The organism is Caballeronia zhejiangensis (genome assembly GCF_000698575.1).
Taxonomy (GTDB): domain Bacteria; phylum Pseudomonadota; class Gammaproteobacteria; order Burkholderiales; family Burkholderiaceae; genus Caballeronia; species Caballeronia zhejiangensis.
Genome location: NZ_JFHD01000003.1, coordinates 42,749 through 61,528, shown reverse-complemented (window position 1 = coordinate 61,528; position 18,780 = coordinate 42,749). Strand labels below are relative to the sequence as shown.

The 18,780-nt window shown below is 64.0% G+C and carries 19 protein-coding genes; 12 read left to right on the top strand and 7 right to left on the bottom strand.

Annotated elements, in window-relative coordinates:
- Positions 1-35 precede the first annotated feature (35 nt).
- Entirely contained in the window at positions 36-2,426 is a 2,391-nt protein-coding gene (locus tag BG60_RS06235; protein WP_008348187.1) for an aldehyde dehydrogenase family protein, read from the bottom strand.
- A 26-nt stretch (positions 2,427-2,452) separates the two neighbouring features.
- Positions 2,453-3,460 carry a deoxyribose-phosphate aldolase gene (gene deoC, locus BG60_RS06230; RefSeq protein WP_008348189.1) on the bottom strand — a complete coding sequence of 336 codons (1,008 nt, stop codon included), beginning with the start codon at positions 3,458-3,460 and terminating at the stop codon, positions 2,453-2,455.
- A 290-nt stretch (positions 3,461-3,750) separates the two neighbouring features.
- On the opposite strand from deoC, the gene BG60_RS06225 reads away from it, so the two are divergent.
- The 11 genes from BG60_RS06225 (at position 3,751) to BG60_RS06175 (ending at position 13,743) form a co-directional block, all read left to right on the top strand.
- Positions 3,751-4,968: an ABC transporter substrate-binding protein gene (locus BG60_RS06225; protein ID WP_051996429.1), complete on the top strand. Its 1,218-nt coding sequence runs from the start codon at positions 3,751-3,753 to the stop codon at positions 4,966-4,968.
- An 83-nt stretch (positions 4,969-5,051) separates the two neighbouring features.
- The gene (locus tag BG60_RS06220) at positions 5,052-5,924 is read left to right on the top strand and encodes a branched-chain amino acid ABC transporter permease (RefSeq protein WP_034470891.1); all 873 of its coding nucleotides are present in this window, start codon (positions 5,052-5,054) and stop codon (positions 5,922-5,924) included.
- 18 nt (positions 5,925-5,942) lie between these two features.
- Entirely contained in the window at positions 5,943-7,727 is a 1,785-nt protein-coding gene (locus tag BG60_RS06215; RefSeq protein WP_008348195.1) for a branched-chain amino acid ABC transporter ATP-binding protein/permease, read from the top strand.
- On the top strand, positions 7,711-8,415 hold the full coding sequence (locus tag BG60_RS06210) for an ABC transporter ATP-binding protein (protein ID WP_008348196.1): 705 nt from the start codon (positions 7,711-7,713) through the stop codon (positions 8,413-8,415). Before BG60_RS06215 ends, BG60_RS06210 begins: the two co-directional genes overlap by 17 nt.
- A 48-nt stretch (positions 8,416-8,463) precedes the next feature.
- A complete protein-coding gene (locus BG60_RS06205) occupies positions 8,464-9,000 on the top strand; it encodes a 2,4'-dihydroxyacetophenone dioxygenase family protein (RefSeq protein ID WP_008348198.1) in 537 nt (178 codons plus the stop codon).
- Positions 8,997-10,016 (top strand): NAD(P)H-quinone oxidoreductase, encoded by a 1,020-nt coding sequence (locus BG60_RS06200; RefSeq protein ID WP_008348200.1) that lies wholly within the window; start codon positions 8,997-8,999, stop codon positions 10,014-10,016. The genes BG60_RS06205 and BG60_RS06200 overlap by 4 nt, the downstream gene beginning before the upstream one ends.
- Before the next feature lies 1 nt (position 10,017).
- Complete coding sequence (locus tag BG60_RS06195) at positions 10,018-10,779, top strand: SDR family oxidoreductase (RefSeq protein WP_033536210.1); 762 nt, start codon at positions 10,018-10,020, stop codon at positions 10,777-10,779.
- Positions 10,776-11,879, top strand: coding sequence for a glycerol dehydrogenase (locus BG60_RS06190; protein ID WP_008348204.1), 1,104 nt, complete (start codon positions 10,776-10,778; stop codon positions 11,877-11,879). Before BG60_RS06195 ends, BG60_RS06190 begins: the two co-directional genes overlap by 4 nt.
- On the top strand, positions 11,876-12,892 hold the full coding sequence (locus BG60_RS06185; protein ID WP_033536211.1) for a LacI family DNA-binding transcriptional regulator: 1,017 nt from the start codon (positions 11,876-11,878) through the stop codon (positions 12,890-12,892). The genes BG60_RS06190 and BG60_RS06185 overlap by 4 nt, the downstream gene beginning before the upstream one ends.
- Positions 12,893-12,991: 99 nt before the next feature.
- On the top strand, positions 12,992-13,534 hold the full coding sequence (locus BG60_RS06180) for a hemerythrin domain-containing protein (protein ID WP_008348207.1): 543 nt from the start codon (positions 12,992-12,994) through the stop codon (positions 13,532-13,534).
- Positions 13,535-13,563: 29 nt separating this feature from the next.
- On the top strand, positions 13,564-13,743 hold the full coding sequence (locus tag BG60_RS06175) for a hypothetical protein (protein WP_008348209.1): 180 nt from the start codon (positions 13,564-13,566) through the stop codon (positions 13,741-13,743).
- 21 nt (positions 13,744-13,764) lie between these two features.
- On the opposite strand, the gene BG60_RS06170 is transcribed toward BG60_RS06175, so the two are convergent.
- The 4 genes from BG60_RS06170 to BG60_RS06155 all read right to left on the bottom strand — a co-directional run bounded on the left by BG60_RS06170 (position 13,765) and on the right by BG60_RS06155 (position 15,690).
- Positions 13,765-14,070: a hypothetical protein gene (locus BG60_RS06170; RefSeq protein ID WP_008348212.1), complete on the bottom strand. Its 306-nt coding sequence runs from the start codon at positions 14,068-14,070 to the stop codon at positions 13,765-13,767.
- On the bottom strand, positions 14,067-14,441 hold the full coding sequence (locus BG60_RS06165; RefSeq protein WP_008348214.1) for a phage holin family protein: 375 nt from the start codon (positions 14,439-14,441) through the stop codon (positions 14,067-14,069). Before BG60_RS06165 ends, BG60_RS06170 begins: the two co-directional genes overlap by 4 nt.
- 81 nt (positions 14,442-14,522) lie before the next feature.
- Positions 14,523-15,068 carry a low affinity iron permease family protein gene (locus BG60_RS06160; RefSeq protein WP_008348216.1) on the bottom strand — a complete coding sequence of 182 codons (546 nt, stop codon included), beginning with the start codon at positions 15,066-15,068 and terminating at the stop codon, positions 14,523-14,525.
- Positions 15,069-15,249: 181 nt separating this feature from the next.
- On the bottom strand, positions 15,250-15,690 hold the full coding sequence (locus BG60_RS06155; protein WP_034470889.1) for a DUF3597 domain-containing protein: 441 nt from the start codon (positions 15,688-15,690) through the stop codon (positions 15,250-15,252).
- A 174-nt stretch (positions 15,691-15,864) separates the two neighbouring features.
- Here BG60_RS06155 and BG60_RS06150 point away from each other — a divergent pair, with 174 nt between their 5' ends.
- The gene (locus tag BG60_RS06150) at positions 15,865-16,449 is read left to right on the top strand and encodes a hemerythrin domain-containing protein (protein ID WP_034470887.1); all 585 of its coding nucleotides are present in this window, start codon (positions 15,865-15,867) and stop codon (positions 16,447-16,449) included.
- A 1-nt stretch (position 16,450) separates the two neighbouring features.
- Here BG60_RS06150 and BG60_RS06145 read toward each other — a convergent pair whose 3' ends face one another.
- Complete coding sequence (locus tag BG60_RS06145) at positions 16,451-18,769, bottom strand: FdhF/YdeP family oxidoreductase (protein WP_008348224.1); 2,319 nt, start codon at positions 18,767-18,769, stop codon at positions 16,451-16,453.
- Positions 18,770-18,780 lie beyond the last annotated feature (11 nt).

Here is an 18,780-nt window from a genome sequence, read left to right as displayed (position 1 = left end):
TTCCGTATCGGAATCGCGCCGAGTCAATTCCTTGATCAGTCTCCGTACGGCACCCAGATGTTCTTCACTTGCACCGCCTGTCGAAGGAACGGCAGCCCTTCGCTTGCGGCATCGTGCCAGTCGAACACGCGGCCCTGATCGACGAACGTGCGCTTCAGATTGCCGATCGACTCGCGCTCCACCATCGCCGATAGCGCCGCGCCGTGGAAGCACCAGAGCGCATCGACGTCATCGTGCTGCGCGAGCGTTTGAGCCAGCGAACGCGCATCGCCGGTGACGATGTTCAGCGCGCCGCCCGGCACATCCGATGTCTCGACGACCTGATAGAAGTCCGTCGCCATCAGCGGACACGTCTCGCTCGGCACGACGACCACGCGATTGCCCAGCGCGAGCGCGGGCGCGACGAGCGACACGAACCCGAGCAACGGCGCTTCATCGGGACACACGATGCCGATCACGCCCAGCGCTTCGTGCATCGCCAGCGCGACGCCATGCAGCGGGGGCGCATGCACGGCGCCGTCGTACTTGTCGGCCCAAGCGGCATACGTGAAGAACCGCGCGATCGATGCATCGACTTCGCGCTTCGCATCGCGCTCGCTCGAACCGGCGCGCGTGACGAGCTGCTTCGCGAATTCATCGGCGCGTGCGCTCAGGTTTTCCGCGAGGTAGTACAGCACTTGCGCGCGGTTGTGCGCGCTCGCCGACGACCATTTCGTCATGCCGCGCGCGGCTGCGACCGCATTGCGTATGTCCTTGCGATTGCCTTCGCCCACTTCGCCGACGATCTCACCGGCGGGCGAATGCACGAGCCGCGAATAACCGCTGTCGGGCCGCGCCTGCTTGCCGGCGATGAAGAGCTTCGCCGTGCGATCGAGCGCACTCACATTGCCCGCATCGACGAGCGAATCCGGTTGCGCCTGCAACGATTTCGTTTCGCCGCGCACCGGAAGCTTGGCCCATGCGCGCGGCTTCAGGTATTCGTAGATGCCCTCGCGTCCGCCTTCGCGTCCGAAGCCCGACTCGCGATATCCGCCGAAGCCGACGGCCGCATCGAAGAGATTGGTCGCGTTGATCCACACGACGCCGCATTGCAGGCGCGGCGCGACGTCGAGCGCGCGGCTGATGTTCTCGCTCCACACGCTCGCGGCAAGGCCGTAGCGCGTGTTATTTGCGAGCGCAACGGCTTCTTCCGGCGTGCGGAAGCTCATCGTCACGAGCACGGGCCCGAAGATCTCTTCCTGCGCGAGCGTCGATGCCGGCGCGACGTTGGTGACGAGCGTCGGCGGAAAGAATGCACCGCTCTCGGGCAACGTGGCACGCGGCGATCGATAGACTTCGCAGCCTTCGCGCTCGCCCTTGTCGACGAGCGCGCGAATGCGTTCGAGCTGAATGTCGTCGACGACCGCGCTCATGTCGATGCCCTTATCCAGCGACGTGCCGACGCGCAGCGTATCCATGCGGCGCTTCAGCTTCTCGACGAAGCGCGCTTCGATGCCTTCCTGCACGAGCAGACGCGAGCCCGCGCAACACACTTGTCCCTGATTGAACCAGATCGCATCGACGACACCTTCGACGGCGCTGTCGATATCGGCATCGTCGAACACGATGAACGGCGACTTGCCGCCGAGTTCGAGCGTGAGCGACTTGCCCGAACCCGCCGTGCTCGCGCGAATCTGACGGCCCACTTCGGTCGATCCCGTGAATGCGATCTTCGCGACGCGTTGATGTTCGACGAGCGCCGCGCCCGTGCTGCCATCGCCGGTGACGATGTTGAGCACGCCCTTCGGCAAGCCCGCGCGATGCGCCAATTCAGCGAACAGCAACGCCGTCAACGACGTGAATTCCGCGGGCTTCAGCACGACGGTATTGCCGAGCGCGAGCGCCGGCGCGATCTTCCACGCGAGCATCAGCAGCGGGAAATTCCACGGCACGATCTGGCCGATCACGCCGAGCGGCGCCCAGTCCGCGAACTCCTTGTCCTGCAGTTGCGCCCATCCCGCGTGATGCAGAAAATGCCTTGCTACAAGGGGTATATCGATATCGCGCGACTCGCGGATCGGCTTGCCGTTGTCGAGCGATTCGAGCACGGCGAAGAGACGGCTGTGCCGCTGCACCATGCGCGAAAGCGCATAGAGATGACGCGCGCGCCCCGCTCCGCCGATGGCTTGCCAGCCTTCGAGCGCATCGTGCGCGGCTTGCACAGCGGCATCGACATCCGCTCCCGTGCCTTGCGCGATCGATGCGAGCACGCGGCCGGTCGCGGGTTCTCGTGAGTCGAAGCGCGCGGCGTCGTCGCTGTCGCGCCATGCGCCGTTGATGAAGTGACCGAAGCGCCCGTCATGCTGATCGAGCCATGCGCGCGCGGCGCGATCGTCTTCCGGTGCGGGTCCATATTCCATCGAAGAGAAGTATTCGGCAACGCTCATGAGGCTGTTTAGTGAAGTCTGTTGGATCAGGCGACGGGATGGCGATTGAACGACGAATAACGTCCGCTCACATGGTGTTCGAGCTGGCGTTCGATATCCGCGAGCAGGCTCGATGCGCCGATGCGAAACAGATCCGCTTCGAGCCATTCGCGCCCGAGCTCTTCCTTCATGAGGATCTGATACTCGAGCACCGACTTGGCAGTCGACACGCCGCCCGCCGGCTTGAAGCCGATCATGACGCCCGTGCGCGCGAGATAGTCGCGGATCATCCGCACCATCACGAGCGACACGTCGAGCGTCGCGTTGACGCTTTCCTTGCCCGTCGATGTCTTGATGAAATCGGCGCCGGCCATCATGCAGATCATCGATGCCTTCGCGACATTCGACAGCGTGCGGATATCGCCGGTCGCGAGAATCGCCTTGACGTGCGCGTCGCCGCATGCCGCGCGGAAATCGCGCATCTCGTCGTAGAGCGCTTTCCAGTTACCCGTCAGCACATGCTCGCGCGTGACGACGATATCGATCTCGGACGCGCCATCTCTCACCGATGCCTCGATCTCGCGCAACTTCAGTTCGTGCGGATTGAGGCCAGCGGGGAAGCCCGTCGATACGGCCGCGACCGGAATGCCGCTGCCCTCGAGCGCGTTCACTGCCGTCCTGACGTAACGGTGATAGACGCACACCGCGCCGGTTTTGATCGACAGAGGCGGCATGCCGAGCGCGTCGAGCAGATCGTCGCGCAATGGACGGCGCGCCTTCGCACAGAGACGTTCGACGCGGCCATGCGTGTCGTCGCCGGAAAGCGTCGTGAGATCGATGCAGGTGATGGCCTTGAGCAGCCACGCCGCCTGCGCGTCTTTCTTGACCGCGCGGCGCGTGCCGAGCGTCGACGCGCGGCGCGTCACCGCCGACTGATTCACGCGCAGGCCGTCGAGCCAGACGAGATCGAACGGCACGCCGGGATTGCGCGCGCTGGCGTGAACCTGGGCCTTGCCGGGCCACGCGACGATGGACTTCGATGCAGTTTCCAGCATGAGATCGGTATGCCGGCGTCTTGTGCGACGCACAACAGTTTTTGATAGATTGATCTCAGTTTATAGCATTCTTGTTAGGATCGTGACATAGGGAAAGTTCGGAGACGACCGCGCCGAGTCTCACTCTTCCGTGCAAACCCTCGGTTGACGTCTTTGCGTTCATCGACGCAAACTTGAAGCGCTTCAAATCCAATCGATCAACCCAAACAGAGCAAATTCGGCAACGCGACCGAACTTTCTTGCTTTCGATTTGAAGCGCTTCAATTTCGAACGATACAAGGAGACACCGCATGTCCTCGCACTTTCCCCGCACTGTCCTGCGCGCGCTCGCCGCCGCGTGCGTGGCAGCATCGAGTCTCACTGCCGCGCACGCCGCCGACATCAAGATCGGCGCGCTCTTCCCCTTCAGCGGCGGACTCGCGCTGCTCGGCGACGAAAGCTATCGCGGCGTGCAGCTCGCCGTCGACGAGCGCAACGCGGCGGGCGGCATCAACGGCGAGAAAGTGGTGCTCGTCAAGGCCGATGCCGTCGATGCCAATCAGGCCGTCGGCGAAGCGCGGCGTCTGACGTCGGTGGAAAACGTGTCGGCGGTGTTCGGAAGTTATTCGTCGGCGGTGTCGTCGGCGGCGACGCAAGTGACCGAGCTCGCGGGCGTGCCGTTCTTCGAACTCGGCGCGACGGCGGACACCATCACGAGCCGCGGCTTCAAGTATCTGTATCGCAGCAACTCGACCACGAAGACCTTCGCGGACGGCACGCTCGAAGCGCTGACCAAGGTCGTCGCGCCGCAACTCAAGGTGGATCCGAAGACGCTGAAGATCGCGATCATCGCGGAAGACGGGCCGTACGGCACGCTCGTCTCCGGCTTTCAGAAGGAAGGCGCGAAGAAGCTCGGTCTGAACGTCGTGCAGGTGCTGCCGTATTCGGCGAAGAGCGTCGATCTGTCGTCGCTGATTCTGCGTCTGAAGGGCGCGGACGTCGATATCGTGCTGCAGACCTCGTATCAGAACGACTCGATCCTGTTCTTCCGCCAGGCCGCGCAGGCCGGCTTCAAGCCGAAGGCGGTCATCGGCGCGGGCGGCGGCTATTCGCTCTCGGATACGGCCAAGGCCGTCGGCGCGCAAATGAACGGCGTATATGACATCGACTTCCCGCAAGTCGCGATGAACGAGAAAGGCGCACCCGGCCTCGAAACATTCACCGCCGAATATCAGAAGCACTTCGGCATGGCACCGCGATCGGGCCATAGCCTCGTGAACTATGTCGGCGCGAAAGCGTTCCTCGATGTGCTCGCCAACGCGAAATCCACCGACAAGGACAAGATCCGCGCCGCCGTGCTCGCCTACAAGAAGCCGACGGGCACGACCGCCGCTGGCTGGGGCTTCCAGTTCGCCGACAACGGCCAGAACCAGCTCGCGACCACCAACGTGATGCAGTGGCAAGGCGGCAAGCTCGTCACCGTCTATCCGGAAGCGGTCGCGATCGCGAAGCCCGTCGCGGCGCAGTAAAACCGCCGCTGTCGACCCGCATTTCTCTTTCACTCGAACCGTGCGGCGCGTGACACGCGCTGCGCGGTGTCCAGGAAACGAGCATGTCCATTCTTCTGCAACTTCTGGTCAACGGCCTGTTGCTGGGCGGCGCGTACGCGATCATCAGCATCGGCCTCACGCTGATCTTCGGCGTCGTGCGCGTGGTCAACTTCGCGCACGGCGAGCTGCTGATGGTCGGCATGTACGCCGTCTGGCTGCTCGCCGCGAAGCTCGGCTGGCATCCGTATGTGTCGGCGGTGCCGGTCGCGCTGCTGCTCTTCGCATTCGGCGTGCTGATTCAGCGCTTCATCATCCAGCCGCTGCTTTCCGCCGACGCGCACATTCAGATTTTCGCGACCGTCGGCGTGTCGACCGCGCTCGTGAATCTCGCGCTGATGATCTTCGGCGCGGACGTGCATCCCGTCGATGTGAGCTTCGGCACCGAGCATCTGCAGTTCGGCGACATCAACATCGTGAGCGGGCAACTGATCACGTTTGCCGCCGCGCTCGCGGTCGCGGGCGGGCTGCATCTGTTCCTGCAACGCACCTACACCGGTCGCGCGTTTCGCGCGGTGGCGCAACATCGCTACGCGGCCTCGCTGATGGGCGTCAACGTGAAGACGACGTACGTGCTCGCGTTCGGCATCGGCGCGGCGCTGGTCGGGCTCGCGTCGGGCTTGCTGGTCGCGCAGTATCCGGTGTTCCCGACCGTCGGCCAGTACTTCGTGCTGACCGCGTTCGTCATCGTCGTGCTGGGCGGTCTCGGCAGCTTGCCGGGCGCGCTCGTCGGCTCGATCGTGATCGGGCTCATCGACAGTCTCGCGGGCTACTACATCTCGCCCGACATGAAGGAAGTCGTCTACTTCGCGATCTTCCTCGTGATTCTCGTGGTGCGCCCGACCGGTCTCTTCGGTCTCGGACGCGGCTCCGAATAACGTTCAGCGAGGCATTCGATGTTTCCCAATCTCCTGCATCCGCGAGGCTACATGGGCGCGCTGGCGCTCGTCGCGCTGCTCGCCGTGCCGTTCGCGCTGCAATCGCCGTTCGCGTTTCACCTGGCCGTGCTCGTGTGCATCTTCGGCGCGCTCGCGACGGCGTGGAATATCGTCGGCGGATTCGCCGGGCAGTTGTCGCTCGGACACGCGGTGTTCTACGGCATCGGCTCGTACGCGGCGACGCTGCTCGTCATCAACTTCGGCATCACGCCGTGGCTCGGCATGTTCGCGGGCGCGGTGATCTCGGCGATGGCGGCGATCGTCATCGCGTATCCGACGCTGCGTCTGCGCGGACCGTTCTTCGCGCTCGCCACGATCGCGTTCCTCGAAGTGTGCCGCCTGCTCACGGTGCACGAGGAAAGCTGGACGGGCGGCTCGGCGGGCCTGAACGTGCCGCTCAACATCGGCCTGCAATGGATGGTGTTCCGCGAAAAGTGGGCGTATCTGCTGATCGCGTTCGGCTTTCTTCTGGTGACGTTGTGGGCCGCGTGGCTCATCCGCCGCTCGCGCTTCGGCTTCTACCTGATCGCCGTGCGCGAACGTGAAGATGCGGCGCGCGCGGTCGGCGTGAACGCGGTGAAGGTGAAGATCGGCGCGGCGGTGATCTCGGCGGTGCTGACGAGTCTCATCGGCTCTTTCCACGCGATGTATCTCACCTTCATCGATCCGTCCGCGGCGTTCTCGCTGGAACTGTCGGTGCAGATCGCGATGTTCGCGCTGATCGGCGGACTCGGCAGCGTCGCCGGGCCGCTCGCGGGCACCGTCCTCGTGCTGCCGATCGCCGAGCTTGCGCGCGGCTGGCTCAGCTCGTTCGGCAGCGGCACGCACGGCTTCGTCTACGGTGTCGTGTTGGTGCTCGTCGTGCTGTTCATTCCGCGCGGACTCGTCGGGCATCTGGGCGGCTTCGTGCTGCGCTTCATCGACCGTCTGCCCGGCGCGCGCACGCCGCCGCCCGCACGGGCGAAGTCGATCGCGCCCGCCGATGCGTTGCCGCTCGGCACGCCGCTGCTCGTCGCGGAGCATCTGAAGAAGCGCTTCGGCGGACTCGTCGCGACCGACGATGTTTCCCTCACGCTGCACGCCGGCGAGATTCTCGGTGTGATCGGCCCGAACGGCGCGGGCAAGACGACGGTCTTCAATCAGCTTTCGGGCTTCATCCGGCCGAACGAAGGCATCGTGAAGATTCGCCTCGCCGATGGCACCTGGGCCGAACCGCGCACGCCCGATGCGTTCGCGAAGGACGGCGTCGGCCGTACTTTCCAGATCGCGCAGCCGTTCGCGGGTCTCTCGGTGCTGGAGAACATCATGCTCGGCGCGTTCATGCATACGCGGGTCCGCGTCGAAGCGGAATCGATCGCACGCGAAGTCGCGGAGATCACCGATCTCACGTCCTTGCTCGATACCGAAGCGCGCAGCCTCACGGTCGGCGGCATGAAGCGTCTCGAAGTGGCGCGCGCGCTCGCCACGCGCCCGCGCGCGCTTCTGCTCGACGAAGTGATGGCCGGTCTCAATCCCGCCGACATCGCGCGCGCGATCAACATGGTGCGGCGCATCCGCGATTCAGGAATCGCCGTGCTGATGATCGAGCACATGATGCAGGCGACGATGGCGCTGTCGGACCGCATCATCGTCATCAATGCCGGGCGCATGCTGAAGGAAGGCAAGCCGTCCGATGTCGTCAACGATCCTGAGGTGATTCAGGCCTATCTCGGCAAGGGGTATCTCGATGCTCAAGCTGCATAACGTCTCGGCCGGCTACGGCAAGAGCGAAGTTCTGCGCGGCGTCTCGCTCGATGTGCAGGAAGGCGAGATCGTCACGCTCGTCGGCGCGAACGGCGCGGGCAAGACCACGACGCTGAAGACGCTATGCGGAATCGTCGCGGCGCGCGGCGGCAGCATCACGTTTCAGGGACAGGAACTCGTCGGCAAGTCCTCGCACGACATCGTCGCGATGGGCGTCACGATGATTCCCGAAGGCCGTCAGCTGTTCCCGTTCCTGAGCGTCGAAGAGAACCTGCTGATGGGCGCGTTTCGTCACGCCGCACGAAGCGCGCGGCGCGAACGCATGGACGAAGTGCTCGAACTCTTTCCGCGCGTGCGCGAGCGTCTCACGCAACTTGCCGGATCGCTGTCGGGCGGCGAGCAGCAGATGGTCGCCATCGCGCGCGGCATGATGTCCGCGCCGAAGCTCCTGATCTTCGACGAACCGTCGCTCGGTCTTTCGCCCTTGCTCGTCGAGCAGATGTTCGAAGTCGTCGGCACGGTCGCGGCGCGCGGTGTGACGGTGCTGCTCGTCGAACAGAACGTGTTCCATACGCTCAAGCTCGCGAACCGCGGATACGTGCTCGAAAACGGCGCCATCGCGCTTTCCGGAACGGGCGCAGAATTGCTCGATAGTCCCCACGTGCGGCGCGCCTATCTCGGTCATTGATTCAGCGAACCGGCGCATCGCATCCAGAAACCACGGAGATAAAAACTCATGCAAACCGAAGTGAAACCCGACGAACAAGTCATCGCCTATCAGTTGCCGCAAGTGCCGTACATGTCGAAGGATCTCGTGCACGGCGGCGTCATGACCGACTGGCTCGAAGACGACAACCTGTGGGTGCCCGCGACCGAAACCGTGTCGTTCAAGCCGCTCATTCTCAACGCGAGCCAGGGCTATTACGTGAATCTGCTGCGCGTGCGCCGCAGCGGCGTGATCTCGCGGCATCGTCATAGCGGCGCCGTTCATGCGATGGTGCTCAAGGGCCGCTGGTACTACCTCGAACACGACTGGGTCGCGGAGCAAGGCGGCTATGCGTTCGAGCCCGCGGGCGAAACGCACACGCTCTTCGTGCCCGAAGACGTGCCCGAGATGATTACCTGGTTCCATGTCACGGGCGGCTATACCTATGTCGATCCGCAAGGCGTCGCGCAGGGTTACGAAGACGTCTTCACGAAGATCGAGGCGGCGCGCCGGCACTATGCGTCGATCGGTCTGCCCGCCGATTACATCGAATCCATCATCCGATGAACGCCATGACATCCACTCTTCCCGCATCGATGCAATACGTCGACCACGGCGCGGGCGGCGCGCCCGACTGCATGCGGCTCGCGCAGGGACCGCTGCCCTCGCCCGGCCCGAACGACGTGTTGATCGAAGTCGCCTACGCAGGCGTGAACCGACCCGACGTGCTGCAACGCTCGGGTTCGTATCCGCCGCCGCCGGGCGCATCGCCGCATCTGGGACTCGAGGTGTCGGGGCGCATCGTCGCAACGGGCGCGGAGGTCACGCAATGGCGCGCCGGCGATGAAGTCTGCGCGCTCGTGCCCGGCGGCGGCTACGCGCAATACTGCATCACGGATGCATCGCATTGTCTGCCGCTGCCGAAAGGCTTCACGCTGCTGCAGGCCGCGGCCTTGCCCGAAACGTACTTCACCGTCTGGACCAACGTGTTCGAGCGCGGCCGCCTGCAGGCGGGCGAAACGTTTCTCGTGCACGGCGGATCGAGCGGCATCGGACTGACGGCGATCCAGCTCGCGCACGCATTCGGCGCGCGCGTCATCACGACCGTCGGCAATGCGGAAAAAGCGCAGGCCTGTCGCGAAGCGGGCGCGGATCATACGATCAACTATCGCGACGAAGATTTCGTCGATGCCATCGCGACTCTCACCGATGGAAAAGGCGTCGACATCATCCTCGACATGGTCGGCGGCGACTACATCGCGCGCAATATCCGCGCGCTCGCGCTCGAAGGCCGGCTCGTGCAGATCGCGTTTCTCGAAGGCAGCCGCATCGAACTGGATGCCATGCCGATCATGCTGCGCCGTCTCACCTTTACCGGATCGACTCTGCGCGCGCGCGGCATCGAACAGAAAGCGGCGATCGCGAAAGCGCTGCACGCGCACGTCTGGCCGCTGCTCGAAGCGGGCCGCGCGCTGCCCGTGATTCATCGCGTGCTGCCGCTCGCCGACGTCGCGGCCGCGCACGCGCTGATGGAGTCGAGCAGGCATATCGGCAAAATCATGCTAAAAGTGGGAGACCAATAACGTGCGGCACGACAAGCGTGTGGTCCTGGTGACGGGTGGCAGCGGCGGCATCGGCGAGGCGCTCGTCGAGCGCTATGCGCGCGATGGCGCGGCCGTCGGCATCGTCGATGTCAACGAAGAAACAGGCGCGGCGCTCGCAAGACGTCTCGCCGATGCGGGCCTGGGCGTGCATTTCGCCCATGCCGACGTCGGCGATTTCGCCGCCTGCGAAGCCGCGTGCCGTGCGATCGAGGCCGCGCTCGGTCCGGTCGATACGCTCGTCAACAACGCGGGCATTTCGCCGAAACACGCGGGCAAGCCGATGCCCGTCTGGCAGATGTCGCCCGACGAATGGCGCCGCGTGATGGACGTGAACGTGAACAGCGTCTTCAACTTCTGCCGCATTCTTGCGCCGGGCATGGTGGAGCGGCGCTTCGGACGCATCGTGTCGATGTCGTCGGTGGCGGGCAAGGCGTACCTCGACATCGTCGCCGCGCATTACAGCACGACGAAAGCCGCGCTGATCGGCATGACGCGGCATCTCGCGGGGGAGCTCGGCCCGCACGGCATCACAGTGAACGCGATCGCGCCGGGGCGCATCGATACGCCGCTCGTTCGCGGCGTCGCGCGGGAGGCCAACGAAAAGGTCGCGCAAGAAACGCCGTTGCGGCGGCTCGGCGCGCCCGACGAAGTGGCATCGACGTGCCTGTTCCTCACATCCGATGAAGCCGCGTTCGTCACCGGCCAGGTGATCGACGTGGCCGGCGGATGGCTGATGACATGACGACGCACGCGCCGTTGAGAACCATCGGCTTTCCGGGGCGATACACGCAAGGGCCGGGCGCGTTGTCCGCGCTCGGATCGACGCTCGCGGAACTCGGCGCGCGACGCGCGTTCGTGCTCGTCGATGGCGCGGTCATCGATCGCGTGTCGGCGCAAGTCACGCGATCGATCGAAGACGCGCACATCGTCACGTTTCCCGGCGAATGCACGGCCGCGGTCATCGCGAAGCTGAGCGACGATGCGCGCGAACTCAACGCGGATGCCGTCGTGGCCATCGGCGGCGGCAAGACGATCGACTCGGCGAAAGGCGTCGCCCGGGCGCTGAACGTGCCGATCGTGATCGCGCCGTCCGCCGCTTCGAGCGATGCGCCGACGAGCCGCCTCATCATCCTGTACGACGACGCGCATCGCGTCGCGGGCATCGACATGTTGCCGCGCAATCCGGACGCGGTGATCGTCGATACCGCGTTGATCGCCGCCGCGCCCGCGCGTCTCTTCGCGGCCGGCATCGGCGATGCGCTCAGCAAGAAGTACGAAGCCGCGCAATGCCAACGCGCCGATGGCCTGAACTCGTACGGCACGCCGCCGCTGCCGGGCGCGCTGCTGCTCACGCGCGCGACGCTCGCGATCCTGCTCGAAGACGGCGCGCGCGCCTACGCCGACATCCGGCGCGGCGAACTCACCGATGCCGTCGAACGCGTGATCGAAGCGACCGTGCTGTTGAGCGGCGTCGGCTTCGAGAGCGGCGGCCTGTCGCTCGCGCATGCGCTGATCCGCGGACTCACGGCGATTCCCGCGATGGCCTCGATGATGCACGGCGAACTGGTCGCCTTCGGCACGCTTGTACAATTGTTCGTCGAAGATACATCGCCCGAAGAGATCGAACCGTTGGCCACGCTCATGACCGCAACCGGATTGCCGCTCACGCTCGCACAACTGGGGCAGCACGCCCCGCTTACATCGGCACAGCAAACGCTCATCGCAAACGCCACGCTCGCCACGCGCTATAGCCGGCACATGTCGCCGCCGCTGACGGCTGCGCGGCTGATCGAAGGCATCGCCCGCGCCGATGCCTATGGACGCGCGCGCAGCCCATCATGAAACCCACGCGCGCTACGCTCGCGGATGTCGCGCGGCTGGCGGGCGTCTCGCTCGGCAGCGCGTCGCGCGCCTTGTCCGTGCCGGATCAGGTCAAGCCGCAAACGCTCGCCAATGTGCAGCGCGCGGTCGAACAGCTCGGCTACGTGCGCAACGGCGCGGCGCAGGCGCTTGCCTCGCGCAAGACGCGCACGGTCGCGGCCATCTATCCCACGCTCAACAATCCCATTTACGCCGATTCGATTCAGGCGCTTCAGCAGACGCTTTGGGGTTATGGGTATCAGTTGCTGATCGCGAGTCACGAATACAAACCGGCGCGCGAACTCGAATTGCTCCGTGCGATTCTGGAACGCGGCGTCGACGGGCTCGTGCTCGTCGGCACCGATCATCCGCCTGAAGTTTTCGAACTCACGCGCCTGTACGCGTTGCCTTATGTTCTGACGTGGTCGGTGGATGAAACGCAGTATCCGCATTGCGTGGGCTTTTCCAATTTCGACGCGGCTTACCGGCTGGCGAAACGCATCGTCGGATTCGGGCATCGGCATGTCGCGATGTGCGGCGGCTCGACCTTCGGCAACGAACGCGTGCGCGCACGGCAGGCCGGCACGCGCGCCGCGCTCAGGGAAGCGGGATTGGATCTGAGACCCGAATGGATCGTCGAAGCGCCGTTCACCTTTGAAGGCGGCAGGCAGGCGCTGCGCGAACTGTGGGACGGCGAAGCGCGGCCCAGCGTGGTCATCTGCGGCACCGATCTACAGGCAATCGGTCTGCTGGACGAATGCCGCGCGAAGGGCATTCGGGTTCCCGACGATCTTTCGGTAACGGGCTTCGACGATATCGAACAGGCGCGGCTCACCCAGCCGCCGCTCACGACGGTACGCGTTCCGTCGCTGGAGATCGGCACGCGCGCCGCGCGGCATCTCATGGCGCTGATCGACGGCAAGGACGGCGATAACGAGCTCGTGCTCGATGCGCCCGTCGTGGAACGCGGCACGCTGGCCAAACCCGCGGCCTGAACGCATCGTTCCGATTTTTAGTTTCATCGCCCGCGATGCGTCGTAGGCCCGCTCTTTGCTCGTCATCGTGACACCCCACATTCCGAAAAGGAGTTCACGATGCCGCGCCAACCCTCCACCCAGCCGACGACCACCGCCCCGTCCGGCGCCGCCCGCAGCCAGGACGCGATTCAGGTGCTGACCGACGATCATCGCGCCGTGCAAAAGCTGTTCGACGCGTTCGAAAAAGCGGAGACAGACGATCTCGACGCGAAAGCCACGCTCGTGCGCCGCGCCTGCGAAGAACTGACGGTTCACGCGATGATCGAAGAAGAGTTGTTGTACCCGGCCGCGCAGGAAGCGCTGGACGAAGACGACCGGCCCGATGTCGAAGAGGCTTACGTCGAGCACTATCTCGTCAAGGTGCTGATCGAGAAGTTCACGCAGCTGAAGCCGTCCGACAAGGGTTTCGACGCCACGTTCAAGGTGCTGTCCGAAATGGTGAATCACCATATCGAGGAAGAAGAATCGGAACTGTTTCCGAAATTGCGCAAGTCCGGAGCCGATCTGGACGCGCTCGGCAGCAAGCTGATGCAGCGCAAGGAACAGCTCGAAGCGAAAATCCCGAAGGACGCAGGCGATAACACGATGCGCCTGCATTGACGCTCTTGAGCGCGCACCGGAGCCGAATCATGAAAAACCCCTGGGCGAAGAAGAACCCTTTCCTCAGCATGTGGTTTTCCGGTGCGAACGCGGTCATCGGGGCGACGCGCGGCCGCGCGACTGCGCAAGCGAAACGGCAAGCGTCGACTCTCTTGACGGCCGCGCTCACGCCGCCGCGCAAGCCGAAGAAGCGGCGCGCGCGGCGTTGAACACCATTCATCCGCGAACGATCATTCGCGCAGCGCGTTGAGCAGATCGCCGAACGCCCGGTGAGTCGACGCGCTCAATCCCGCGCCGACCGCCGTCTGCACCGTGCGACGCAAGCCGAGAATCGCGACACCCACCAGCGCGAGCGCGATGAGTTCCGCATTGGGCGTGCGCAGAAACCATGGCGCGGGACGGGCACTCGCCGGCAGTGCGCGGCGCGGCGCACGCGCGATTCGCATCGGTTCGTCGGCCATATGCGCGGCGATCAGCTCCGCGCGCGATTCCGCCATGCGCGCGAGCACGACGCTCTGAGCTTCGGCGTGCTTCATTGCGTCGCCTCCTTGATGGCATCGACGTCGCGGCGCAACTCGCTGCGCAGCAACTGGAACGGCTCGGCCGGCTTGCGCGACATCATCACGATGACCGCGATCACCGCGACCGCGAGCCACGCAGCCGCGACGCACCACGCCGTCAGCACGAGATGCGGCGTGCCGACAGCCGTCACGATCACCGCGATCGATACGAACGACAGCGTGAACAGCGCGCCGATCGCGAGCGCGACGAGTGCGACGACTTCATGCAGCACGCGCTTCTTGGTTTCAGCGAGTTCGATCGGAATCAACTCGCCGTAGTCGACGAGGCGTCTCGTGCAGAAATGGCCGACCCTGCGCCAGTTGGCGATTTTTCTCTGAATTGTCATCGTTACTTCTCCGGCGAGTTTTTGTCGAAACGGAGTGTTACCGATGACCAACAGCAGTGTGCATGCCAGCGCAACGCAACTTCATCGTGTCCGCTTGGCCGCGGTCTTGGCGTGAGCGCGCGCGAGACGCCGCGCGATGTCGGCGGCCGCGCCGTCGTCGGTCCGCGCTGGAGCTTCGCCGCCCTGCTTTTCCGATGCGAGTTGCAAATAAGCGGCGGCCAGCTTGCGCAGTTCTTCCTCCGTTGCATCTTCGATACCGATCAGCTGATTGCTCGCCGTGCGATGCGACGCGAGCAACTCGTTGAGCTTCAGATGCATCGCCACGCTGTCCTTGTTCGCGCTCTGCTGAATCAGGAACACCATCAGAAACGTGATGATGGTCGTGCCCGTGTTGATGACGAGTTGCCACCCGTCCGAAAACTTGAATAGCGGTCCGGATATCAGCCAGACCACGATGCAAATGACCGCCAGCCCGAACGCGACCGGCGAGCCGGCCCATCTCGTGACTGCGCTTGCGAAAGCATCGAACGCGCGAGTGACGGGATGTGCGTTCGCATAGGCCGGGCTGGACGTGTTGGGCACCGTGTCCAGCGGCGCCGCGTCGGAAATCTGGTCTCTGTCGTTCATGTTTCTCCCCTGCATACTGCAAAAGAAAGGTTCGAGCTACCGTGCCTTTCGATGGACGCGTCGTGCCTTCCCGGAAATGCGTCGTCCGTATCGTTTTTTTCTTGTTGTTTCGACCGTCTGGCGGACGACGCACGCTTCGACCTGCCATCGCGCGCGTCTTCCGTCTGATGAAAAGCGTCGCTTACTTGAGTTCGTCGGGCACCTTGCCGCCGTTTTCCGCGAGCTTCTGCATGACCTGCTTATGAAGCCAGATATTCATTGCAGCGGAATCTTCCGTGTTGCCCGAGTAGTGCAGTTCCGCAGCCAGTTCCTTGCGCGCGGACAGGCTGCTGTCCAGACCGAGCAGCTTCATCAGATCGACGATCGACGTGCGCCAGTTGAGCTGCTCGCCGTGATTCGCCTGCATCTTCGTCAGCACGGCCTCGACGTCCACTTCCTGCATCGGCGCGGCGGCTTGTGCGGCCGGTTGTGCGGGCGTGGACGCGGCGGTGGACGTCGTCGGCGCGGCGGCAGCGCCTCCGGCCGGCGCTGCGGCCTGACCCGCAGCCGTGCCCGTGCCGGTGCTCGCCGGTGCGCTGTCGTGGTGGAAGATCTTGTTCAGGATATTGGAAAAAATACTCATGGCCCCTCCTTCAGAAGTGAGTTCACGAACGATGCAAGTCCCGTGCCGCTACCGCCGCGCATGCGATGCGGAATAACGCTTGCTGATCGCATGTCGTGCCGGAGCGAGCACGATAACGCGTCTTTCCCCACCACCACAGCAGAGCTGCAAAGCCGCCAAGGAGTCACCGTGGATATGCCTTCCTGTTCCCCTTCCATCACGACGATGATCCGCATGGATCACACGCATGTCATGGCGGCGTTTCATCGCTATCACGCGGAGACATCGTGGTGGAGAAAGCGCGCGATCATCGAGCTTGCGTGTACTGCACTTGAAATTCACGCGCAACTGGAGGAAGAAATCTTTTATCCCGCGTTGAGCGAGGCAATGGCAGGCGACGAGCGTCTCGCCAAAAGCAAGCCCGAGCACGACCAGATGCGCGAAGACATCGCGAAGCTGCGCGCGATGGGTCCGCAGGACGCCGCCTACGACGCGCGTTTCATGCAGCTCATGCGTGAAGTGATGCATCACGTCGCCGATGAGGAAACCGTCTTGCTGCCCACTGCCGAACGCGCGCTCGCTTCGCAGTTGTCGGAACTTGGTGCGCGCATGACAAAGCGCCGCATGCAACTCGTCGCACAGAGTCGTCCGTCTGCGATTGCGGCGAATACGTTCGGAACGTTTCCGCTCGCATCGCTCGCCGTGATGTCCCTTGGCGCGCTTGCGATCGCGCATTGCTTGCGGCCCGCTTCCGCGCGCCGCATCCGTCGATCTGCATGATTCAGTGTTCGCGCGGCGCGCCGTTGACTTCGACGATGAACACCGGAATCGACTTCGCGCCCGGCACCTTGCTTTCCTTCGCGCAATGCCATAGCGGGAGCAACGGATTGCACTCGGGGTAATAACCCGCGATGCATCCTTCCGGTATGTCATACGGATGTATGCGCAGGCCCGCCACACGCCGATCGAAACCATCGTCGGCAATGGTGCGCAGCGTGATGCGGTCATCTTTCTTGAGGCCGTGTCGCGCCATGTCGGCTTCGCACATGAAGATCACCATGCGATCGCCCTTGACGCCGCGAAAGCGATCGTCGTGACTATAGATCGTCGTGTTGAACTGACTGTCGCTGCGCAGCGTCATGAGGCGCAGCGAATCGGGTTCGCGTTCGGGCATGTCCGGGTCTTCGCCGAGCGTTTCCGGCACGAAGAATTCCGCCTTGCCGCTCTTCGTCTGCCACTTGCGTTCGCGCGCGGGCAGAGCGCGAGGAAAACCGCCGGGCGTCCACATTCTTTCGTTGAAGTCGTGAAAGCTCTCGGGATACGTCTTCGCGATTTCATCGCGTACCAGCGCATAGTCGTTGCGCCAGCGATCCCAGTCGATGGTCGATCGCTCGCCGAGCGTATGCTTCGCCAGTTCCGCGACGATATACGGCTCCGAGCGCGCATCCGGCGACGCGGGCTCCGCGACGCCGCGCGAACCGTGAATGCAGCCGGTGCTGTCTTCCATCGTGACAGCCTGCGCGCCGCTCGCTTGCGTATCGATCTCGATGCGGCTCAGACACGGCAGAATGTACGACTTCTCGCCATGCACGAGATGACTGCGATTGAGCTTTGTCGCGACATTGACGGTGAGCTTCAGACCGCGCCACGCCGGTTCGATGCGCATGCGGTCGGGCACCGAACGCACGAGGTTGCCGCCAAGATTGATGACCGCGCCGACCTTGCCATCGAGCATGGCTTCGAACGCTTCGACGATATTCATGCCCTTCTCGCGCGGCGGCTCGAAACCGAACTGGCTCGCGAGCTTGTCGAGCGGCGCGAGCTCCGGCTTCTCGGTGATGCCGACAGTGCGCTGCCCCTGCACGTTCGAATGCCCGCGCACCGGCGACGGTCCCGCGCCCGGCTTGCCGACATTGCCGCGCAGAAAGAGCAGATTGCACAGCATGCGTACGTTCTGCACGCCCTGCCTGTGCTGCGTGATGCCCATGCCGTAGTGGGCCATCACTGCGTTCGCGCGCATGTATTCGTCGGCGGCGGCTTCCATGTCAGCGCGCGGCAGTCCCGCCACGCGCTCGATATCGTCCCACGATGCAGCGCGCACGTAATTCGCGAAGGCTTCGAAGCCCACGGTATGCGTTTCGATGAAATCGACATCGAGTACGCGCGGTTCGTTCGCTTCCTTCGCGCGGTCGTCGGCGTGAATGACGGCCTTGCAGATGCCGAGCAACGCAGCGGTATCGCCGCCCGTTTTCAGCTGATGATATTGCGTGCTGATGAGCGTATGCGCGGGCGTCATCATCTCGACGGGCGACTGCGGGTTGGCGAACTTCAGCAGTCCCGGCTCGCGCAGCGGATTGAACGTGATGATCGGCACGCCGCGCTTTCTTGCTTCCTGCAGCTGATGCAGCATGCGCGGGCTGTTGGTCCCGACGTTCTGTCCGAGGAAGAACATGAGGTCGGTCTTCTCGAAGTCCTCGAGCCTGACGGTGCCGACGCCCACGCCGATCGCTTCCTTCAGTCCGACGCTCGTGCTTTCATGGCACATGTTCGAACTGTCGGGCAGATTGTTGGTGCCGTACATGCGCGCGAAAAGCTGATACATGTACGACGTTTCCAGCGATGCTCTGCCCGATGCATAGAACACGACGCTTTTCGGATCGAGCGCGCGCAGTTCGCGGCCGATGTCCTCGAAGGCTTCCTGCCACGAGACGCTCACGTACTTGTCGGTGGCCGCGTCGTAACGCAGCGGCGCGGTGAGACGTCCCGCGTCCTCGAGATCGTGGTCATGCCACGCGCATAGCTGCGTCACCGTATGAAGCTCGAAGAACTGCGGCGTCATGCGCTTCGCCGTCAGATCCCATGCGGTTGCTTTCGCGCCGCTTTCACAGAACTCGAAGGTGTGCGGATCGGCGGGCTTGGCCCACGAACAGCTCACGCACGCGAAGCCTTCGGGCTTGTTCTGCTTCATGAGCACGGTGCTCGCCTTGAGCGGCACCTTCTCGTGAACGAGCGCGCCGGTGACGGCTTTGAGCGAACCCCAACCGCCCGACGAATAGGGATAAGCGTCGTTCTTGCGAACGGCATTGTCTGATTCGGCCATGTCTTTGCCTC